We start from the raw sequence: 17,612 nt of genomic DNA on the forward strand, positions 1-17,612 counted from the left end.
GCGGCGAAGAACGCGCCCGTGAACACGAGCATGCCGACGAGCACGCCGGGCAACCAGTCGACCCACGCGAGGGCGAGACCGACGAGCATGAACGTGATCGACGCGAGCAGCACCCGGCCGCGGCCGAACCGGTCGGCGAGGCGCCCCGCCCACGCCGACGTCACCGTCCCCGACAGGTACATGACGAACACGACGCTGACGAGCGCCTGCGGCAGCGCGAACGGCTCATCGAGCAGACGGAAGCCGAGGATGTTGTAGAGCGACACGAACCCGCCCATGAGCAGGAACGCAATCGCCACGAGCGCCATGACGCGTGCGTTGCGCAGATGCGTCGCGACGTTGTGCATCGATGCTCGAACACCGATCGGTTTGGCCGCGAAGAACCGGCTCGGCGGCGCGAGGCGCACGAAAACGGCCGTGAAGACGAGGGCCACGACGGCTGCCACCTCCATCGCCCACCGCCAACTGACGACGTCGAGGGCCAGCCCCGCGACGAGGCGCCCCGACAGCCCACCGATCGTCGTGCCCGCGATATAACGGCCCATCGCGGCGCCCAGATCGCGCCCGTCGACCTCCTCCGCGAGGTACGCCATGGCGACGGCCGGCACGCCCGCGAGCGTCAGGCCCTGCAGCGCGCGACCGGCGAGCACGACACCGAGATCGTGCGCGAGCGGGATGAGCAGGCCGATGAGCGCGGAGACCAGAGCCGACGCCGCCATGACACGGATGCGCCCGAACCGCTCCGACAGGATGCTCGCCGGCACGATCGCGAAGGCCAGCACGCCCGTCGTCGCGCTGACGGCGAGCGCCGACGTCGCCGGGGAGACATCGAACTCGCGAGCGAGCTGCGGCAGGACGGCCTGCGCCGAGTACATCGAGATGAACGTCGCCATCCCCGCCGCGAACAGCGCGGTCGTGATCCGGGTGTAGCCGTTGGTGCCGCGCCGATAACCGCGCGGCGCCTGCGGCGTCAGCTGCGCACTCGTGGGAATCCTGCTCCTGTCATGACGAGATCGCCGGACGAGCCGACGTGGGTGCCTCACGTGCGGCGGCGCGATGGTCAGCGCCGCCGTCGCTGCCGCGCGAGGTTCAGTTCGCGGCGCAGGCTGGCGCCGTCGCGACGGGCATCTGCGGCTGCCCGATCGACGGCATGCCGAGGCTGACGGCGGGCTTCGCGGCGCCGGTCGGCGTACCGTCGGCCGCCGTGTCCTGCAACGCCTGCCAGGCATCACCACCGCGGGTGCGGCGCACGCTGTACGTGCCGCCGTCGAGACCGGAGTCGGCGACGAGGTGGTGCGGCGCGCCGTACGTGACGTCGACCGTCACCATGTCACCGGGGCGCGGGCGCTCGGCACCCTCCGGCACGGCGAAGTGGACGAGACGGTTGTCCCGCGCCCGGCCCGACATGCGGTGCGTCTCGGCGTCCTTGCGGCCCTCGCTCGGCGCGACGAGCACCTCGACGGTGCGCCCCTCCTGCTCGCGGTTGCCCGCCCAGGAGACGCGTTCCTGCAGCTCGATGAGGCGCTCGAAACGCTCCTGGACGACCTCCTTGGGGATCTGGTCGTCCATCGTCGCGGCCGGCGTGCCAGGGCGGATCGAGTACTGGAACGTGAACGCCGAGCTGAAGCGGGAGGCCTCGACGACGTCGAGGGTGCCCTGGAAGTCCTCCTCCGTCTCGCCGGGGAAACCGACGATGATGTCGGTCGTGATCGCCGCGTCCGGCATCTTCTCGCGGACCTTCTCGATGATGCCGAGGAACTTCTTGCTGCGGTAGCTGCGGCGCATGTCCTTGAGCACCTTGTCGCTGCCCGACTGCAGCGGCATGTGCAGGCTCGGCATGACGTTCGGCGTCTCCGCCATCGCGTCGATGACGTCGTCGGTGAACGCCGCGGGGTGCGGGCTCGTGAAACGCACCCGCTCGAGGCCCTCGATCTCGCCGCACGCGCGCAGCAGCTTGCTGAACGCCTGACGGTCGCCGAACTCGACGCCGTAGGTGTTGACGTTCTGCCCGAGCAGCGTGATCTCGACGACGCCCTGCGCGACGAGGGCCTTCACCTCGGCGAGGATCTCACCGGGGCGACGGTCCTTCTCCTTGCCGCGCAGCGCCGGCACGATGCAGAACGTGCACGTGTTGTTGCAGCCGACGGAGATCGACACCCAGCCGGAATAGGCCGAGTCGCGACGCGTGGGGAGCGTCGAGGGGAAGACCTCGAGGCTCTCGAGGATCTCCACCTGGGCCTCGGCGTTGTGACGGGCACGATCGAGCAGGGCGGGCAGCGAGCCGACGTTGTGCGTACCGAAGACGACGTCGACCCACGGCGCGCGCTCGACGATCGTCGCGCGGTCCTTCTGCGCGAGGCAGCCGCCGACGGCGATCTGCATGCCCGGCGTCGCGTCCTTCGTCGGACGCAGGTGCCCGAGGTTGCCGTAGAGCTTGTTCGCTGCGTTCTCGCGGACGGCGCACGTGTTGAACACGACGAGATCGGGGTTCTCGGAGCGCTCCGTCTCCGGAAGCGCCGCGAAGTCGGTGTAACCGGCCTGTTCGAGCAGCCCCGAGATGCGCTCGGAGTCGTGGACATTCATCTGGCACCCGTGGGTGCGCACCTCATACGTCTTAGCCATGGCTGTCCAAGTCTACGCCGGTCGGCGTGGTCGGGTTCCGGGGCGCTACGGGGCCTGATTCGTGCTCGCTCATGACGCTTCCTCCTGCACCTGACGGATGACGGACCACACGAGCTCGCCCGAGTAGCCCTTGCGAGCGAGCAGCCCGGCGAGGCGGCGCGTCTGCGTCGGCTCGTCAAGCCGGCTCATCGTCACCATCTTCTTGCGCGCCAGGACGAGAGCGTGCTCGCGTTCGACATCGTCGTCGACCTGTTCGAGCGCGACGGTCGCGACGTCGTCGTCGATGCCCTTGCGCTTGAGCTCCTGACGCAGCGCGCGACGGGCGAGCCCCCGGGAGGCGAGCTTCGAACGCACGAGCATGGCGGCATAGGCCTCGTCGTCGACGAGCCCGACGTCCTCCATGCGGTCGAGGACGACGTCGATGACGTCCTCGCTCACCTCCTTCTCACGCAGCTTGTCGGCGAGCTGCGAGCGGCTGCGCGGCATCGCCGTGAGCTGCGTGAGGACGATCTCGCGCGCGTACCCGATCGGGTCCTTCTCGCGCTCAGCTGCCTCGGCTTCCCGTCGCGCCGCTGCCCGCTTCTCGCGCCGCTCGGCTTTCTCGGCCCACGTCAGCTGCTCCTTGGCCTTGCGCTTGGCGCCTGAGCGCGCGCCTACGCCCGAGGACGAGGCGCCGAAGGACGACGTACCGAACGATGATTGGCCGTACCCGGACGCCGAACCGCCCTGGCGCCGGCGCCCGGCGCGGCCGGGCCGGGCGCTGGCGTTGTCGCCGTCACCACTGTCGTCACCGGCGAAGCGGCTTTCGTGGCCCGCCGAGCCGAAGGGACGAGCGACTCCGGCGGCAGGGTCGCCGGTCGACAAGCCGCGCGCCGTGGCCGGTCGCTCGTCGCCCCACGTCTGTGACGCGGCGAGGCTCGCCTCGCCGACGTCGACGGGGTCGACGAAGTCGGGCAGCCCCAGAGACTGCCTGACGTCGTCAGGTCGTGAAGGCATGTGTCGCGCTCACCGTCTCCCACACGCGGCGACGTCGATCCCCGGTCGGAGCAGAGGCGTCACCGCCGCGTCGTGGCGTCGATCAGAAGTCGACCATGACCTCGGCGTCGATGGGCGCGTCCGGGTCGAGGCCCTCGAGCACCGCGTCGTCGTCCGGGATGATGCCGAGCTTCTTCTTGATCTTGAGCTCGAGTTCATCGGTGAGCTGCGGGTTGTCCTTGAGGAAGGTGCGGGCGTTCTCCTTGCCTTGCCCCAACTGGTCGCCCTCGTACGTGTACCAGGCACCCGACTTGCGGACGAAGCCCTGCTCGACACCCATGTCGATGAGGCCACCCTCGCGCGAGATGCCCTGGCCGTAGAGGATGTCGAACTCCGCCTGCTTGAACGGCGGCGCCACCTTGTTCTTGACGATCTTGGCGCGAGTGCGGTTGCCGACCGGCTCCGAACCGTCCTTGAGCGTCTCGATGCGGCGCACGTCGATGCGGACGGACGCGTAGAACTTGAGGGCCTTACCACCGGTCGTCGTCTCCGGGGAGCCGAACATGACACCGATCTTCTCGCGCAGCTGGTTGATGAAGATCGCCGTCGTGCCGGTCGAGTTGAGCGCACCGGTGATCTTGCGCAGCGCCTGCGACATGAGGCGCGCCTGCAGACCGACGTGGCTGTCACCCATCTCGCCCTCGATCTCCGCGCGGGGCACGAGCGCAGCGACCGAGTCGATGACGATGATGTCGAGCGAACCGGAACGGATCAGCATGTCCGCGATCTCGAGCGCCTGCTCACCCGTGTCGGGCTGGCTGACGAGCAGCGAGTCGGTGTCGACACCGAGCTTGCGGGCGTACTCCGGGTCGAGCGCGTGCTCGGCGTCGATGAAGGCCGCGATGCCGCCGGCCTTCTGCGCATTGGCGACGGCGTGGAGCGCGACCGTCGTCTTACCCGACGATTCCGGGCCGTAGATCTCGACGACACGGCCACGGGGCAGGCCACCGATGCCGAGCGCGACGTCGAGCGCGATCGAGCTGGTGGGGATGACCTCGATCGGAGGACGCACGTCCTCGCCGAGGCGCATGATCGAGCCCTTGCCGTGGGCCTTCTCGATCTGAGCCATCACGGTGTCGAGCGACTTGATCTTGTCGCCCGATGCTGACGGGTTGGGGGTGGTGGGTGCCTTGGCCATGGCCCTTCTCCTTCGAAATCGTGGGTGGTCGCGCCTACCGGCGATCGACGAGGAGGCCGACGTGCTGGGTGACCTCGTGTCGAATCAGACGCTAGATGCGACCACCGACAACACCGGAATCACGGGCCACGCACGCTGTGGAGAAGGGTTCCCCGGCGTCGCATCTGTGGACCACATTACACGAAATAGAACACGCGTTCGAACAACGTCGCGTGGCGTGTCCGCGTGCGGTCGACGAGCCACCTCAGACCCGCGACGGCGGCACCCGCCATTCTCGTTCCGCTCACCCCTACCCACTGCCGGGACGACCCGCCCGGCTCATCGGAACCGAGACGGCCTCACTCGAACGGGTGGTCGATGACGGGCCGGTCGCGGCCCAGGCGGCGCTCCTCGGGGATGTCGAAGGCGTCGCACACGGCCAGCCAGACCCGTCGGGCGGGGACGCCTGCCGCGAGCGCCTCGTTCGCGGTGCGCCCGTCGAGCGCGCCGAAGACGTGGCTGCTCGCCACCATCGAGCCGTAGGCGTCGCCGAACTCGTCTGCCATGAGGCGGTTGAACTCACTCTCTCGCACCCCGCCACCCTCGCCCACGGGCCACTGCGGGGGCAACCTGACGGGGCGAAAACCGCGAAACGACGGGGTTGTCGGCGCCGCGTGGCACGCTTGGGCGCATGAACAGCCCTGTCGTCGAACGTTTCTGGCCGGCCACCCGTGAGTGGTTCACGGGCACGTTCGGCGCACCCACCCCCGCTCAGGAGGGCGCGTGGGAAGCGATCAGTGAGGGGCAGCACACGCTCGTCGTCGCCCCGACCGGTTCGGGCAAGACCCTGAGCGCCTTCCTGTGGGGGCTCGACCAGGTCATGCACGCAGGCGACGACGCGCAGCCCGACGCCGACCACCGCTGCCGGGTCCTGTACGTCTCGCCGATGAAGGCCCTCGCCGTCGACGTCGAACGCAACCTGCGCTCCCCCCTCGTCGGCATCCGTCACGCGGCGACGCGCCTCGGCCTGAGCGAGCCCGAGGTCTCGGTGGCGGTGCGTTCCGGCGACACGACTCCGAAGCAGCGGCGCGACTTCGCGAGCAAGGGCGCCGATGTCCTCATCACGACCCCGGAGTCGCTGTTCCTGCTTCTGACGAGCAACGCGCGCGAGCGGCTGAAGGGCGTGCAGTACGTCATCATCGACGAGATCCACGCCGTCGCGGGCACCAAGCGTGGCGCGCACCTCGCCGTCACGCTCGAACGCCTCGACGAGTTGCTCGACTCCCCCGCGCAGCGCATCGGCCTTTCGGCCACCGTCCGCCCGATCAGCGAGGTCGAGCGCTATCTCGCCGGCGGGCGCCCCGTCACGACGGTCGCGCCGCCGATCACGAAGACGTGGGAGCTCGACGTCGTCGTCCCCGTCGAGGACATGGCAGACCTCGCCTCCAGCCCGCGGGACGACGACGCCTCGTTCGACGATCACGCCCCGGAGCGGACGGCGTCGATCTGGCCCCACGTCGAGGAACGCATCGTCGACCTCATCGCCGCGCACACCTCGACGCTCGTGTTCGCCAACTCGCGGCGACTCGCCGAGCGTCTGACGGCACGCCTCAACGAGATCTGGGCCGAGCGCCTCGACGCCGCGGCGCAGGCGGAAGCGCTCGGCAGCTCAGCCGGGGCAGACGACATCGACCTCGACGAGGCCGATCTGAACGACGACGACGCGATCGACGCAGACGCGGACAAGCCAGCGCAGGCATCGTCGAGCTCCCTCGTCGACCCGTGGGCCACAGGCCCCGTCGGCGACGCCATGACCGGCGCTGCCCGGGCTGACGAGGCTCGCGCCGGAGATGGCCGGGCAACCCGCGACGAGGTCATGCCTGGGTATGACGCGCGCGCCTCGACCCCACCTGCGGCGCTCATCGGCGGTGCCGGGACGTCGGCGGGCACGCCGGCCGTCATCGCGCGCGCTCACCACGGGTCGGTGAGCAAGGACGTGCGGGCGGAGATCGAGGGCCAGCTCAAGGCGGGGCGCCTGCCCGCCGTCGTCGCGACGAGTTCGTTGGAACTCGGCATCGACATGGGCGCGATCGATCTCGTCGTACAGGTCGAATCGCCACCGAGCGTGGCGAGCGGGCTGCAGCGCATCGGCCGTGCGGGTCACCAGGTCGGGGCGACGAGCCACGGTGTGCTCTTCCCCAAGTACCGCGGCGATCTGCTGAGCGCCGCGGTCGTCGTCGACCGCATGCGGCGCGGCCTCATCGAGTCGATCGCGGTTCCGGCCAACCCCCTCGACGTTCTCGCGCAACAGGTTGTCGCGATGGTTGCGATGGACGAGTGGCGTCGCGATGACCTCGAACGGGTGCTGCGTCGCGCGGCGTCGTTCGCGGGTCTGACGGGCAGCGTCCTCGACTCCGTCCTCGACATGCTGTCGGGGCTGTACCCGAGCGACACCTTCCGTGAGCTGCGCGCCCGCATCGTCTGGGATCGCAGCGACGACGTGCTGCGCTCGCGCCCCGGCGCGCAACGACTGGCCGTCACCTCCGGCGGCACCATCCCCGACCGCGGCCTGTACGGCGTCTTCCTCGCGGGCGGCGACGGGCCGGGGCGCCGCGTCGGCGAACTCGACGAGGAGATGGTCTACGAGAGCCGCGTCGGAGATGTGTTCACCCTCGGCACGAGCACGTGGCGCATCGAGGACATCACGCGCGATCAGGTGCTCGTCACCCCCGCGCCGGGGCAGGTGGCGCGGTTGCCGTTCTGGAAGGGTGACGCACTGTCGCGACCCCTCGAACTCGGTGAGGCGATCGGTGCGTTCACCCGGGAGATGGCCGAGACGAGCGACGACGACGCCCTCACGCGCGCCCGCGAACTCGGGCTCGACGAACTCGCCGCCCGCAACCTGCTCACCTACCTGCGTGAGCAACAGGAAGCCGTCGGGCACATGCCGACCGACCGCACCGTCGTCATCGAACGCTTCCGCGACGAGATGGGCGACTGGCGCATCGTCGTGCACTCCCCCTTCGGCGCGTCCGTGCACGCACCGTGGGCGCTCGCCGTCAGCGCCCGGATGGCGGAGCGGTTCGGCGTCGAGGTGCAGGCCATGCACACCGATGACGGGCTGGTCTTCCGCCTGCTCGAGACCGAGGGCGATGACGACACCCTGACGAACGCCCTCATCGAGGCGATCGTGCTCGACCCGGACGATGTGGCCGACATCGTCACCCATCAGGTCGGCGGCACGCCCCTGTTCGCGGCGCGATTCCGCGAGTGCGCCGCGCGTGCGCTGCTGCTGCCGCGCGGTAACCCGGGCAAGCGTCAGGCGCTGTGGCAGCAACGTCAGCGGGCCGCGCAGCTGCTCGAGGTCGCGAGCGCCTACCCCAGCTTCCCGATCGTCCTCGAGGCGGTGCGTGAGGTGCTGCAGGACGTCTACGACGTGCCCGGCCTCGTGAATCTCATGCGTTCCATCGCCAAGCGCGAGGTGCGTGTCGTGCACACGCAGACGACGTCGCCGAGCCCGTACGCCAAGGCGATGCTGTTCAGCTACGTCGCGCAGTTCCTCTACGAGGGCGATTCGCCGCTCGCGGAGCGGCGCGCCGCCGCGTTGTCGCTCGACCCGGAGTTGCTCGCCGACCTGCTCGGGTCCGCCGGCGGACTGTCCGTCGCCGACCTGCTCGACCCCGACGTCGTGCGGTTGTTCGAGTCGCGCACCCAACGGCTCGCGCCCGACCGGCGTCTGCGCCATGCCGAGGATCTCGCCGATGCCCTGCGCGCCCTTGGCCCGCTGACGCTCGAGGAGATCGCCGCAAGGGCTGTGCCGGCCTCGACGTCGTCGGCCGACCCGGTGGTATCGCAGGCGGAGTCATCCGGTCCGGCGCCGACGGCGGCAGGTGAGCTGGCGGAGACCGGCGACGACGCGGTGGAGGCGACCTCGACGGACGTGACGGCTGACGACGTGGGGTCGGACGCGGCCGACCATGAGTCGGAGCTCGACCCACCTCCCGGTGCCGAGGCCCGCGACGTCGAGCCGTGGTGGCGCGAACTCGTCGCGGCCCGGCGCGCCATCGAGGTGCGTTGGGGCGGTGACGTGCGCCTCGCCGCGATCGAGGACGCGTCGCGTCTGCGGGATGCGCTCGGTGTCGCGCTTCCGCCCGGCGTTGCGCAGGCGTATCTCGAACCCGTGACGGCGCCGCTCGACGATCTACTGCTGCGATACGCGGCGAGCCACGCCCCGTTCACCGCGGCCCGCGCGGCGCGACACTACGGCCTCGGCGTCGCCGTCGTCACGAGTGCGCTGACGCGGCTCGCGCACGACTCGCGCCTCGTCCACGGAGCTCTGCTGCCCGACTCGCTCGGCGGCGGCGATCGTGACGGGGAGTTCTGCGACCCGGGCGTCTTGCGCACGCTGCGACGCATGTCGCTGGCGTCATTGCGCGCGGAGATCGAACCGGTCGCCGCGGAGCAGTACGCCCGTTTCCTGCCGCGCTGGCAGCAGGTGGGTGGGGGGCTGCGCGGACCCGACGGTGTGCTCGCCGCCCTCGAACCGCTCGTCGGGGTGCCGCTGCCCGCGTCCGCGATCGAGAGCCTCATCCTGCCGGCCCGCGTGACGAACTACCGCCCCTCCGACCTCGACGAGCTGCTCGCCGCCGGTGAACTGCTGTGGCAGGGGCACGGCAGCATCTCCGCCGACGACGGTTGGATCAGTTTCCACTTCCCCGACACCGCTCCCCTGACGCTGGCCGCGCACGCCCTTCCGAGTGAGCTCGACGCCCCCGGCCGTGAGGCGCCCGCAGAAGAGCGGTCGACGGCCGCTGCCGCATCGTCCGAGATTGCGAGATCTGGTGCCGCCCGATCTGACGCCGAGCCAGATGCGCAGACATCCGACGCGGCGGCCTCTGGCGTTGTCGATAACACCGACGATGCCGACGTCAATGGCTCGGGTGTGAGCGAACCACCCGCCGACCAACTCGCCGAGGTGGCGGGTGCCGCCGCCCCGATGACGGCTGACTCAGGTGCGCACGGCGCGACCGCTGAGTCCCGCGACGACAGGACGGCAGCGCCCACTCAGACCGGGACGCAGAAGGGGCGTTCGCCCCTCACCGGCGCCGCAGTGGCGCGAGCCCTCGGGGTTGGTGGCAGCCACCTGTTCGCCGATCTGCGCACTCGCCTGGCAACCGCGGACGACTCGGCTCTCACGAGCGCGCTGTGGGACGCGGTGTGGAACGGTCACGTCAGCGGCGATACGTTCGCGCCCGTGCGCGCTCTGCTCGCCGGCGGCGCGAGTGCGCACAAGCCGCGGGTGTCGACGGCGCGCGGCTCGCGGTATGCCCGCCTGCGGGGTCCGTCGTTGTCGTCGCGTGCCGGCCGCCCCAGCGCAGCGGCCGCCGGTAGGACCCCTCCGACCGCCGTCGGACGATGGCGCCTCCTGCCCGCAGCCGAGGATGATCTCACCGAACGCACGTTCACGCGGGCCGAGGGGCTGCTCGCCCGCCACGGCATCGTGACGCGCGGCGCCGTCGTCGACGAGGACGTCGTCGGCGGGTTCGCCGCCGTCTACAAGGTGCTCGCCGGCGCCGAGGAGCGCGGGCTCGTGCGGCGCGGCTACTTCGTCGAAGGTCTCGGTGCCTCGCAGTTCGGGGCGTCGGTCGCCGTCGATGCGCTGCGTGCGACGCGCGCGCCGGAGCCCGATCCGTGGGGTTCGCGGCCCGTCGAGTGTCTCGTGCTCGCGGCCTGCGACCCGGCCAACCCGTTCGGTGCGGCGCTGCCGTGGCCTCCGGCACGTGACGAGCACGCCGGTCACCGTCCCGGGCGCAAGGCGGGCGCGCTCGTCGTCATCGCCGACGGCGCTCTCGTCGCCTACGTGGAACGCGGCGGCCGCACGGCCCTCACCTGGACGGCCGAGGACGCCGTCTGGCCGGAGGTGGGCGCACGATTGGCGGGGCTCGTCAGCGGCGGCCAGGTCGACTCGCTCAGCATCAAGACGGTGAACGGGATCAGCGCCCTCACCTCGGAGGAGCCGATCGTGAAGGCGCTGATGGACGCGGGGTTCGTCGCCGGGCCGCACGGCATCCGCAAGCGACGCTGAGCATCACCACGGCGGGCTCCCCGCGACGGCGCCGCTCAGCCGAGGGCCGTCACGCAGCCTTGGCGACCGCCGCACGGTTGGGGTGCAGGACGAGGGGTGCGTGCGCAGCCTCGGCGCGCGCGACGTTCTGGGCGACGAGGTGCAGTGTCTGCGACATCGGCAGCTCGAGCGCCTCGCAGACGGCGGCGAGCAGCTCGGACGAGGCTTCCTTCTCGCCGCGCTCGATCTCGCTCAGGTAACCGAGCGAGACGCGCGCCGCCTTCGAGACCTCGCGCAGGGTGCGCCCCTGCGCCTGACGCTGGGAGCGCAGCACGTCACCGAGCTCTTCGCGAAGCAAGATCATGCGTATCTCCTGGTGACGATGGCACGTGCGTGCCAGTTGTGGTTGCTCTCACTGTAGCGGCGACGGGTGACAAACCTCCGAGGGCCGCCGTGGACGAGCCGCCGACGACGGTTTCGTCGGCGGCGTGTTCCATACGGATCGTGTGAGCCCTCACGCCTGGTCGAGGCTCATCCGCCATGCTGCTTCGCTCGCAGCCTGACGGATCGCCGCACGATCACCGCTGAAGGTGAACTCTTGAACGTGACAACGCACACCGTCGGGCTCGGATTCCCGGTCCACGACCGCGATCGCCACGTAGCAGCGTCCGACAGGTTGACCGTCCTGTTCGCTCGGCCCGGCAACGCCCGTCGTCGCGGCGGCCACGTCGGCTTCGAAGAGACGTAGCGCACGGCGCGCCATCTGGGTGGCGACCTCGGCATCGACGGCTCCGCGTTCGGCGAGCAGAGCTTCGTCCACCCCGAGGACGGCGGCTTTCGCCTCCGTCGCATAGGTGACGGCCGCGCCGCGCAGCACACGGCTGGCGCCGGGGACGTCGGCGATCCCCGCGCTGACGAGCCCCGCCGTCAGCGATTCTGCGCAGGCGAACCTCAGCCCGCGACGGGTGAAATCCTCGACGAGCCGCTGAGCCGTCTCGGACGCTCCCACGCTCATGCCGACCCTTCCGTCCCGCGCCCCCCATGACGGCGGTTGAGCCGCGCCGCCTGGACGAAGTAGTCGACGCCGGTGACGACGGTGACGACGATCGCGCCCGCGAGAATCGCCCACGCCAGCGCGTGCCCGACCCACGGCAGCGGCAGCACGAACAGGCCGGCTGCGAGTGCCTGCAGCGCCGTCTTGATCTTGCCGCCGCGGCTGGCCGGCATGACGCGGTGGCTGCGGCGGATGACGACGAATCGCAGTGCGGTGACGGCGATCTCGCGCGCGAGGATGAGCACGGTCGCCCACCACGGCACGACGTCGATGAGTGACAGGCCGACGAACGCCATGCCGGTGAGGGCCTTGTCGGCGATCGGGTCCATCAGCTTGCCGAAGTCGGTGACGAGTCCACGCTTGCGGGCGATGTCGCCGTCGATGCGGTCGGTGATCGCCGCGACGGCGAACAGCACGAACGCGATGATGCGGAACGTGTCGTCGTGCCCGCCGCGAGCGACGAGGAACCAGCCGAAGAACGGCACGAGCGCGATGCGACCCATCGTCAGGGCGTTCGCAATGTTCCAGTCGCTGACGGTCTCGCGGCCCGCAGGCGCGTCGACGGGGGCCGCAGGCTCGCAGGCTGCGTCGTCCGTCACGCCACCCTCGGTCGCCTCGGGCGTGTGGCCCTGAGTCGCACGATGCGCCACGTCAGCGCAGCTCCCCGACGAGGTCGATTCCTTCGGTGGCGACGACCTCGACCTCGACGATGTCGCCGACGCGCAGTTCGCGCCCGTCGGGGGCCTCGACGTAGGTCATGCCGTCGACGTCCGGGCCCTGCTGCCCGGCGCGGCCGACATGGCGAACGGCGGCCTCGGGGTCGTCCTCGTCGTCCGACTCGGTGGCCTCGATGAGCACCTCGAGACGCTCCCCAATGCGCTCCTCGGCGCGCTGCAGGTTGAGCTCCTCGGTCAGGGTGCGGAAGTGCTCGAGGCGCGCGTCGATCTCGTCCTGCGGCAGCTTGTCGGCATAGGTCTCGGCCTCGGTGCCGTCCTCGTCGGAGTAGCCGAAGACACCGACGACGTCGAGGCGCGCCGCGACGAGGAACTGTTCGAGTTCGTCGAGGTCCTTCTCACTCTCGCCCGGGAACCCGACGATGACGTTCGAACGGATGCCCGCGTTCGGCACGCGGCGACGCACGTCGTCGAGCAGGCTGAGGAAGGACTCGCGATCGCCGAAGCGCCGCATCGTGCGCAGCAACGGGCCGGAGGCGTGCTGGAACGAGATGTCGAAGTACGGCGCGATGCCAGGCGTGTTCGCCATGACGTCGAGCAGGTCGGGCCGGATCTCCGCGGGCTGCAGGTACGACACGCGCACACGTTCGATGCCGTCCACGGCGACGAGCTCGGGCAGCATCGTGTCGAGCAGGCGCAGGTCACCGAGGTCCTTGCCGTAGGAGGTCGAATTCTCCGAGACGAGGAAGACCTCCTTGACGTCGTGCTCACCGAGCCAGCGCGCCTCCGCGAGGACGTCGGCGGGGCGACGCGAGATGAACGCGCCGCGGAACGCGGGAATCGCGCAGAACGCGCACCGTCGGTCGCAGCCGCTCGCGATCTTCAGCGGCGCCCACGGGCGTCCGTCGAGGCGGGCACGGATGACGCGCGGCGTCGCGACGGGCGAGGCCACCTCGACGTCTGACGGCTCGCTGACCGGCGCACCGTGGCCGGGCAGCGCGAGACCGTCGGCGCCCTCCTGCCGCTTCGCGGGCGAGATCGGCAGTAGCTTGCGGCGGTCGCCTGGCATGTGCGCCTCGGGCTTGTGGCCGTTGAGCACCGACGTCAGGTGCGTCGACATGTCGGTGTAGGAATCGAAACCGAGCACCGCGTCGGCCTCGGGCAGCTGATCGGCGAGCTGCTTGCCGTAGCGCTCGGCGAGGCAGCCGACGGCGACGACGGCCTGCGTCCGCCCGGATTCCTTGAGTTCGTTCGCCTCGAGCAGCGCGTCGATCGAGTCCTTCTTCGCCTGCTCGACGAACCCGCACGTGTTGACGACGGCGACGTCCGCCTCTGCGGCATCGTCGACGAGCGTCCAGCCCTCCGCGGACAGACGCCCTGCGAGCTCTTCGGAGTCGACCTCGTTGCGCGCGCATCCGAGGGTGACGACGGCGACGCTGCGGGTGGGGGCGGAAGTCATGCTCGAAAGTCTAGTGGCGCCGCCCTCGCCCAAGGTTCGGCCCACGCCGAGCGACCTATCATTGGCGCGTGTATGACGCCCCTCTGATCGTCCCGGCCGTCCTCCTCGCGTTCGTGCTCGTCGTCTCCGGCGTCGCGAAGCTCGCGGATCTCGAGACCGCCGCCCAGGCCTTCACGAGCCTGCGCCTGCCGCGATTCCTCATGCGGTGGAAGGTGCCGACGCTGCTGCCGGTCGCCGAGATCGTGCTCGCGATCGCGCTTATCGTGACGTCGGGGTGGCTCGCGGCCGTGGTCAACGTAGCGGCCGTGCTGCTGTTCGTCGCCTACCTCGTCGTCATCGTGCGCGCGCTGGGCTTCGGCGAGCCCGTCACGTGCTCGTGCTTCGGCAAACTCGGCCTCGGCTTCGTCGACCGATTCACTGCGGTACGCAACGTCGTCCTCGTCGCGCTCGCGGCGCTGTCGCTGTTCGACGCGGCGCGTGGTGACGGCGTCCTGGCGCGCCTGCGTGATTTCGACGGCGGCGAGTGGGCCTGGCTCGCGGGCGTGTTGGGCGCGGTGCTGCTGACGTGGCTCATCGCTGGCCACCGCGGCGACGACTCGGTGGCTTCTGCGGTCTCGGGCCCGGTGGCCACCGCGGGCGGCGGCGACGAGGACGACTACCTGCGCGTCCCCGTCCCCTTCGCCGCCGTCACGACGCCGGGCGGGCAGAGCGTGACCCTGCGCGATCTCGCGGCGCGTGAAGCCGTTCTGCTGCTCTTGGTGTCACCGACGTGCGGCTCGTGCATCGACGTCATCGAGCACGCGCGCACCTGGCAGCGCACCATGCCGGCGCTGCGCACGAGCCTCGTGCTGCCGATGGCGCCGCGCGAGGTCGTGCCGGGCCTCGACGACGCCGACGACTTCGACCTGCTCTTCGACGAGACGTACGCCATCGCGCGGCTGTTCGGCGTCGGCACTCCCTCGGCCGTGCTGCTCGGCGCCGACGGCAAGCTCGCCGGCGGGCCGGTGGGCGGCACGAAGGACGTCATCGCTCTCATGGGTGACATCGCCGACCAGCTCGGTGCCGCGCCGAACGAGAACCCCGCCGACACCTCAACCGTGGGGGTTTCGGACGCCGCGCCATTGGACCCCGCAGTTGCCCCGGCCACCGGCGCCGCGGCCCCGAACCCTCCGAAGCCTCACGCGAGTGGCGCCCCGGCCGCCGACGCCGCCGCGTCGAGCGCCGTCGAGTCTCACGGGGTTGACGCCCTCACCGCTGAGACGCCCGTCGCCCCTGATGGCACTCGCGCCGGTGATGCCCCTGAATCTCCGGCCGCCTCCGTCAACCAAGCGCCTCAAGCCGCGGGCGTTCACAACGTCTCGGACCCCTCAGAGGCGAGCGACGATGATCTGCTCGACTACGTGCCGACGCCGACGCCGTTCATGATGTTCGAGGACGCGACGGGCGCGACGACGTCACTGCGACAGATTGGCGCGATGGGCCCAGCGATCTTTCTCTACGTCTCACCGTCGTGTGGGTCGTGTCTGCACGTCATGGACGCAGCGCCGGCGTGGCAGGAACAGCTCGGTGCCCTGCCGATCCACTACGTCGTCACGACGCAGCCGCAGGCGGACGTCATCGTCGAGCGCGGCACCGACCCGGCCCGTGTCATGATCGACGAGCCGCTCGCCATCTCACAGATGATGCGGGTCGGCACGCCGACGCTGTTCGCCGTCGGCCCGACGCAGGAACTCATCGCCGGCCCCGTCTCGGGATTCGATGCCATCGAGGCGACGATGCAGGACATCCTCACCGAGGTCGCCGCTGCCCGCCCGGCTCACTCCTGACGCACCCGTCCTGTCCCCTCGCAGACGTCCCCATCGGCGATTTACGTCCACGTTCGCGATTCCCGTCCTCTTCTGCGAACGGCGTCCACCTTCGCGATTCCTGTCCACAACGGCGATTCTTGGCCACCTTCATGGAAGTGACCAAGAATCGCGAATGTGGACGGGAATCGCACATGTGGATGTGATTCGCCGATGGGGACGGGAATCGCAGATGAGGACGCGCCCGAGCCGCCGGCGGGCGGGTCAGCGGCGGGCGGACGAGCGGGTCAGCGGGCGTTGCTCGTGAGGTTCCAGGCGTCCTCAGAACCGTCGTCATCGGACGAGTCGTGCCCGTCGTAGTACTGCTCGCCCGGCTCGGCGAGGTCGGCCTGCGACTGCGCGACGAGGTCGATCGGCCCCGCTCCCATCGAACCGCCCGCACCCATCGAGCCGGGTGCACCCGTGGAACCCCCGGAGCCGCCCGAACCCCTACCGCCGAGGGCGTCGTCCTCGTCAGCATCCGCGAAACCGTCGCCACCCGACGCATCGGGCACGTCCTCGCCCTTGAGCAACGCGAGCGTCTGCGGCAAGTCGTCGGGCTTGACGAGCACGTCGCGCGCCTTCGACCCCTCGGACGGGCCGACGATGGCGCGCGATTCGAGCAGGTCCATGAGGCGCCCGGCCTTCGCGAATCCGACGCGCAGCTTGCGCTGCAGCATCGAGGTCGATCCGAACTGTGTCGTGACGACGAGTTCGGCGGCCTGCAGCAGCACGTCGAGGTCGTCGCCGATGTCGTCGTCGATCTCCTTCTTCGGCGCGACCTGCGCGACGTCCTCGCGGTAGTTCGGCGCGAGCTGGCTCTTGACGTGCGCGACGACGGCGTGGATCTCGGATTCGTTGACCCATGCGCCCTGCACGCGCATCGGCTTGCTCGCACCCATCGGCAGGAACAGCGCGTCACCCTGACCGAGCAGCTTCTCGGCACCGGGCTGGTCGAGCACGACGCGGCTGTCGGCGAGCGACGACGTCGCGAACGCCAGGCGCGACGGCACGTTGGCCTTGATGATGCCGGTGACGACGTCGACGGACGGGCGCTGCGTCGCGAGGATGAGGTGAATGCCGGCGGCACGCGCGAGCTGCGTGATGCGCTGGATCGACGCCTCGACGTCGCGCGGCGCGACGAGCATGAGGTCGGCGAGCTCGTCGACGACGACGAGCAGGTAGGGGTACGGCGCGAGCTTGCGCTTGCTGTCGGGCGGCAGCTGCACCTTGCCCGCGCGCACCGCCTTGTTGAACTCGTCGATGTGCTTGTAGCCGAACGCGGCCAGGTCGTCGTAGCGTGCGTCCATCTCGCGCACGACCCACTCGAGTGCCTCGGCGGCCTTCTTCGGGTTCGTGATGATCGGCGTGATGAGGTGCGGGATGCCCTCGTACGCCGTCAGTTCGACGCGCTTGGGGTCGACGAGCACCATGCGCACCTCTTCGGGCGTGGCCCGCATGAGCAGCGACGTGATCATCGAGTTGACGAAGCTCGACTTACCGGCGCCCGTCGCACCCGCGACGAGCATGTGCGGCATCTTCGCGAGGTTCGCGACGACGTAGCCGCCTTCGACGTCCTTGCCGACACCCATGACCATCGGGTGCGTGTTGTTGCGCGCCGCCTGGCTGCGCAGCACGTCGCCGAGGCTGACGAGTTCCTTGTCGGCGTTCGGGATCTCGATACCGATGGCCTTCTTGCCGGGGATCGGCGACAGGATGCGCACGTCGGCGCTCGCGACGGCG

The 17,612-nt window shown here is 70.3% G+C and carries 12 protein-coding genes; 2 read left to right on the top strand and 10 right to left on the bottom strand.

Annotated elements, in window-relative coordinates:
• The 5 genes from B2284_RS03730 to B2284_RS03750 form a co-directional block, all read right to left on the bottom strand.
• A partial coding sequence (locus B2284_RS03730; RefSeq protein WP_286697203.1) for an MFS transporter occupies positions 1 to 893 on the bottom strand: 893 nt, incomplete at its 3' end.
• A gap of 196 nt (positions 894 to 1,089) precedes the next feature.
• Positions 1,090 to 2,622, bottom strand: coding sequence for a tRNA (N6-isopentenyl adenosine(37)-C2)-methylthiotransferase MiaB (gene miaB, locus B2284_RS03735; protein WP_074046010.1), 1,533 nt, complete (start codon positions 2,620 to 2,622; stop codon positions 1,090 to 1,092).
• A gap of 69 nt (positions 2,623 to 2,691) precedes the next feature.
• Positions 2,692 to 3,618 carry a regulatory protein RecX gene (locus B2284_RS03740; protein ID WP_286697204.1) on the bottom strand — a complete coding sequence of 309 codons (927 nt, stop codon included), beginning with the start codon at positions 3,616 to 3,618 and terminating at the stop codon, positions 2,692 to 2,694.
• An 82-nt stretch (positions 3,619 to 3,700) separates the two neighbouring features.
• Positions 3,701 to 4,726, bottom strand: coding sequence for a recombinase RecA (gene recA, locus B2284_RS03745; protein WP_369815079.1), 1,026 nt, complete (start codon positions 4,724 to 4,726; stop codon positions 3,701 to 3,703).
• Between the two features lie 407 nt (positions 4,727 to 5,133).
• The gene (locus B2284_RS03750; protein ID WP_038567672.1) at positions 5,134 to 5,367 is read right to left on the bottom strand and encodes a DUF3046 domain-containing protein; all 234 of its coding nucleotides are present in this window, start codon (positions 5,365 to 5,367) and stop codon (positions 5,134 to 5,136) included.
• A gap of 98 nt (positions 5,368 to 5,465) precedes the next feature.
• Here B2284_RS03750 and B2284_RS03755 point away from each other — a divergent pair, with 98 nt between their 5' ends.
• Entirely contained in the window at positions 5,466 to 10,859 is a 5,394-nt protein-coding gene (locus tag B2284_RS03755) for a DEAD/DEAH box helicase (RefSeq protein ID WP_286697205.1), read from the top strand.
• Between the two features lie 49 nt (positions 10,860 to 10,908).
• Here B2284_RS03755 and B2284_RS03760 read toward each other — a convergent pair whose 3' ends face one another.
• The 4 genes from B2284_RS03760 to rimO all read right to left on the bottom strand — a co-directional run bounded on the left by B2284_RS03760 (position 10,909) and on the right by rimO (position 14,025).
• A complete protein-coding gene (locus B2284_RS03760) occupies positions 10,909 to 11,202 on the bottom strand; it encodes a helix-turn-helix domain-containing protein (protein WP_006944575.1) in 294 nt (97 codons plus the stop codon).
• 150 nt (positions 11,203 to 11,352) lie between these two features.
• The gene (locus B2284_RS03765; RefSeq protein ID WP_006944589.1) at positions 11,353 to 11,853 is read right to left on the bottom strand and encodes a CinA family protein; all 501 of its coding nucleotides are present in this window, start codon (positions 11,851 to 11,853) and stop codon (positions 11,353 to 11,355) included.
• Complete coding sequence (pgsA, locus tag B2284_RS03770; protein WP_006944586.1) at positions 11,850 to 12,542, bottom strand: CDP-diacylglycerol--glycerol-3-phosphate 3-phosphatidyltransferase; 693 nt, start codon at positions 12,540 to 12,542, stop codon at positions 11,850 to 11,852. The genes B2284_RS03765 and pgsA overlap by 4 nt, the downstream gene beginning before the upstream one ends.
• A 1-nt stretch (position 12,543) precedes the next feature.
• Complete coding sequence (gene rimO / locus B2284_RS03775) at positions 12,544 to 14,025, bottom strand: 30S ribosomal protein S12 methylthiotransferase RimO (protein WP_286697206.1); 1,482 nt, start codon at positions 14,023 to 14,025, stop codon at positions 12,544 to 12,546.
• Between the two features lie 68 nt (positions 14,026 to 14,093).
• Here rimO and B2284_RS03780 point away from each other — a divergent pair, with 68 nt between their 5' ends.
• Positions 14,094 to 15,851, top strand: coding sequence for a TlpA family protein disulfide reductase (locus B2284_RS03780; protein ID WP_286697207.1), 1,758 nt, complete (start codon positions 14,094 to 14,096; stop codon positions 15,849 to 15,851).
• Positions 15,852 to 16,117: 266 nt separating this feature from the next.
• On the opposite strand, the gene B2284_RS03785 is transcribed toward B2284_RS03780, so the two are convergent.
• A partial coding sequence (locus B2284_RS03785) for a DNA translocase FtsK (RefSeq protein WP_286697208.1) occupies positions 16,118 to 17,612 on the bottom strand: 1,495 nt, incomplete at its 5' end.

It is taken from the genome of Dermacoccus sp. UBA1591 (assembly GCF_002322065.1).
GTDB lineage: Bacteria > Actinomycetota > Actinomycetes > Actinomycetales > Dermatophilaceae > Dermacoccus > Dermacoccus nishinomiyaensis.

Bases quoted from the DNA above. Each gene is read 5' to 3' on its own strand.
- miaB (WP_074046010.1), bottom strand. From the start codon at position 2,622: ATGGCTAAGACGTATGAGGTGCGCACCCACGGGTGCCAGATGAATGTC.
- B2284_RS03740 (WP_286697204.1), bottom strand. From the start codon at position 3,618: ATGCCTTCACGACCTGACGACGTCAGGCAGTCTCTGGGGCTGCCCGAC.
- recA (WP_369815079.1), bottom strand. From the start codon at position 4,726: ATGGCTCAGATCGAGAAGGCCCACGGCAAGGGCTCGATCATGCGCCTC.
- B2284_RS03755 (WP_286697205.1), top strand. From the start codon at position 5,466: ATGAACAGCCCTGTCGTCGAACGTTTCTGGCCGGCCACCCGTGAGTGG.
- B2284_RS03760 (WP_006944575.1), bottom strand. From the start codon at position 11,202: ATGATCTTGCTTCGCGAAGAGCTCGGTGACGTGCTGCGCTCCCAGCGT.
- B2284_RS03765 (WP_006944589.1), bottom strand. From the start codon at position 11,853: ATGAGCGTGGGAGCGTCCGAGACGGCTCAGCGGCTCGTCGAGGATTTC.
- rimO (WP_286697206.1), bottom strand. From the start codon at position 14,025: ATGACTTCCGCCCCCACCCGCAGCGTCGCCGTCGTCACCCTCGGATGC.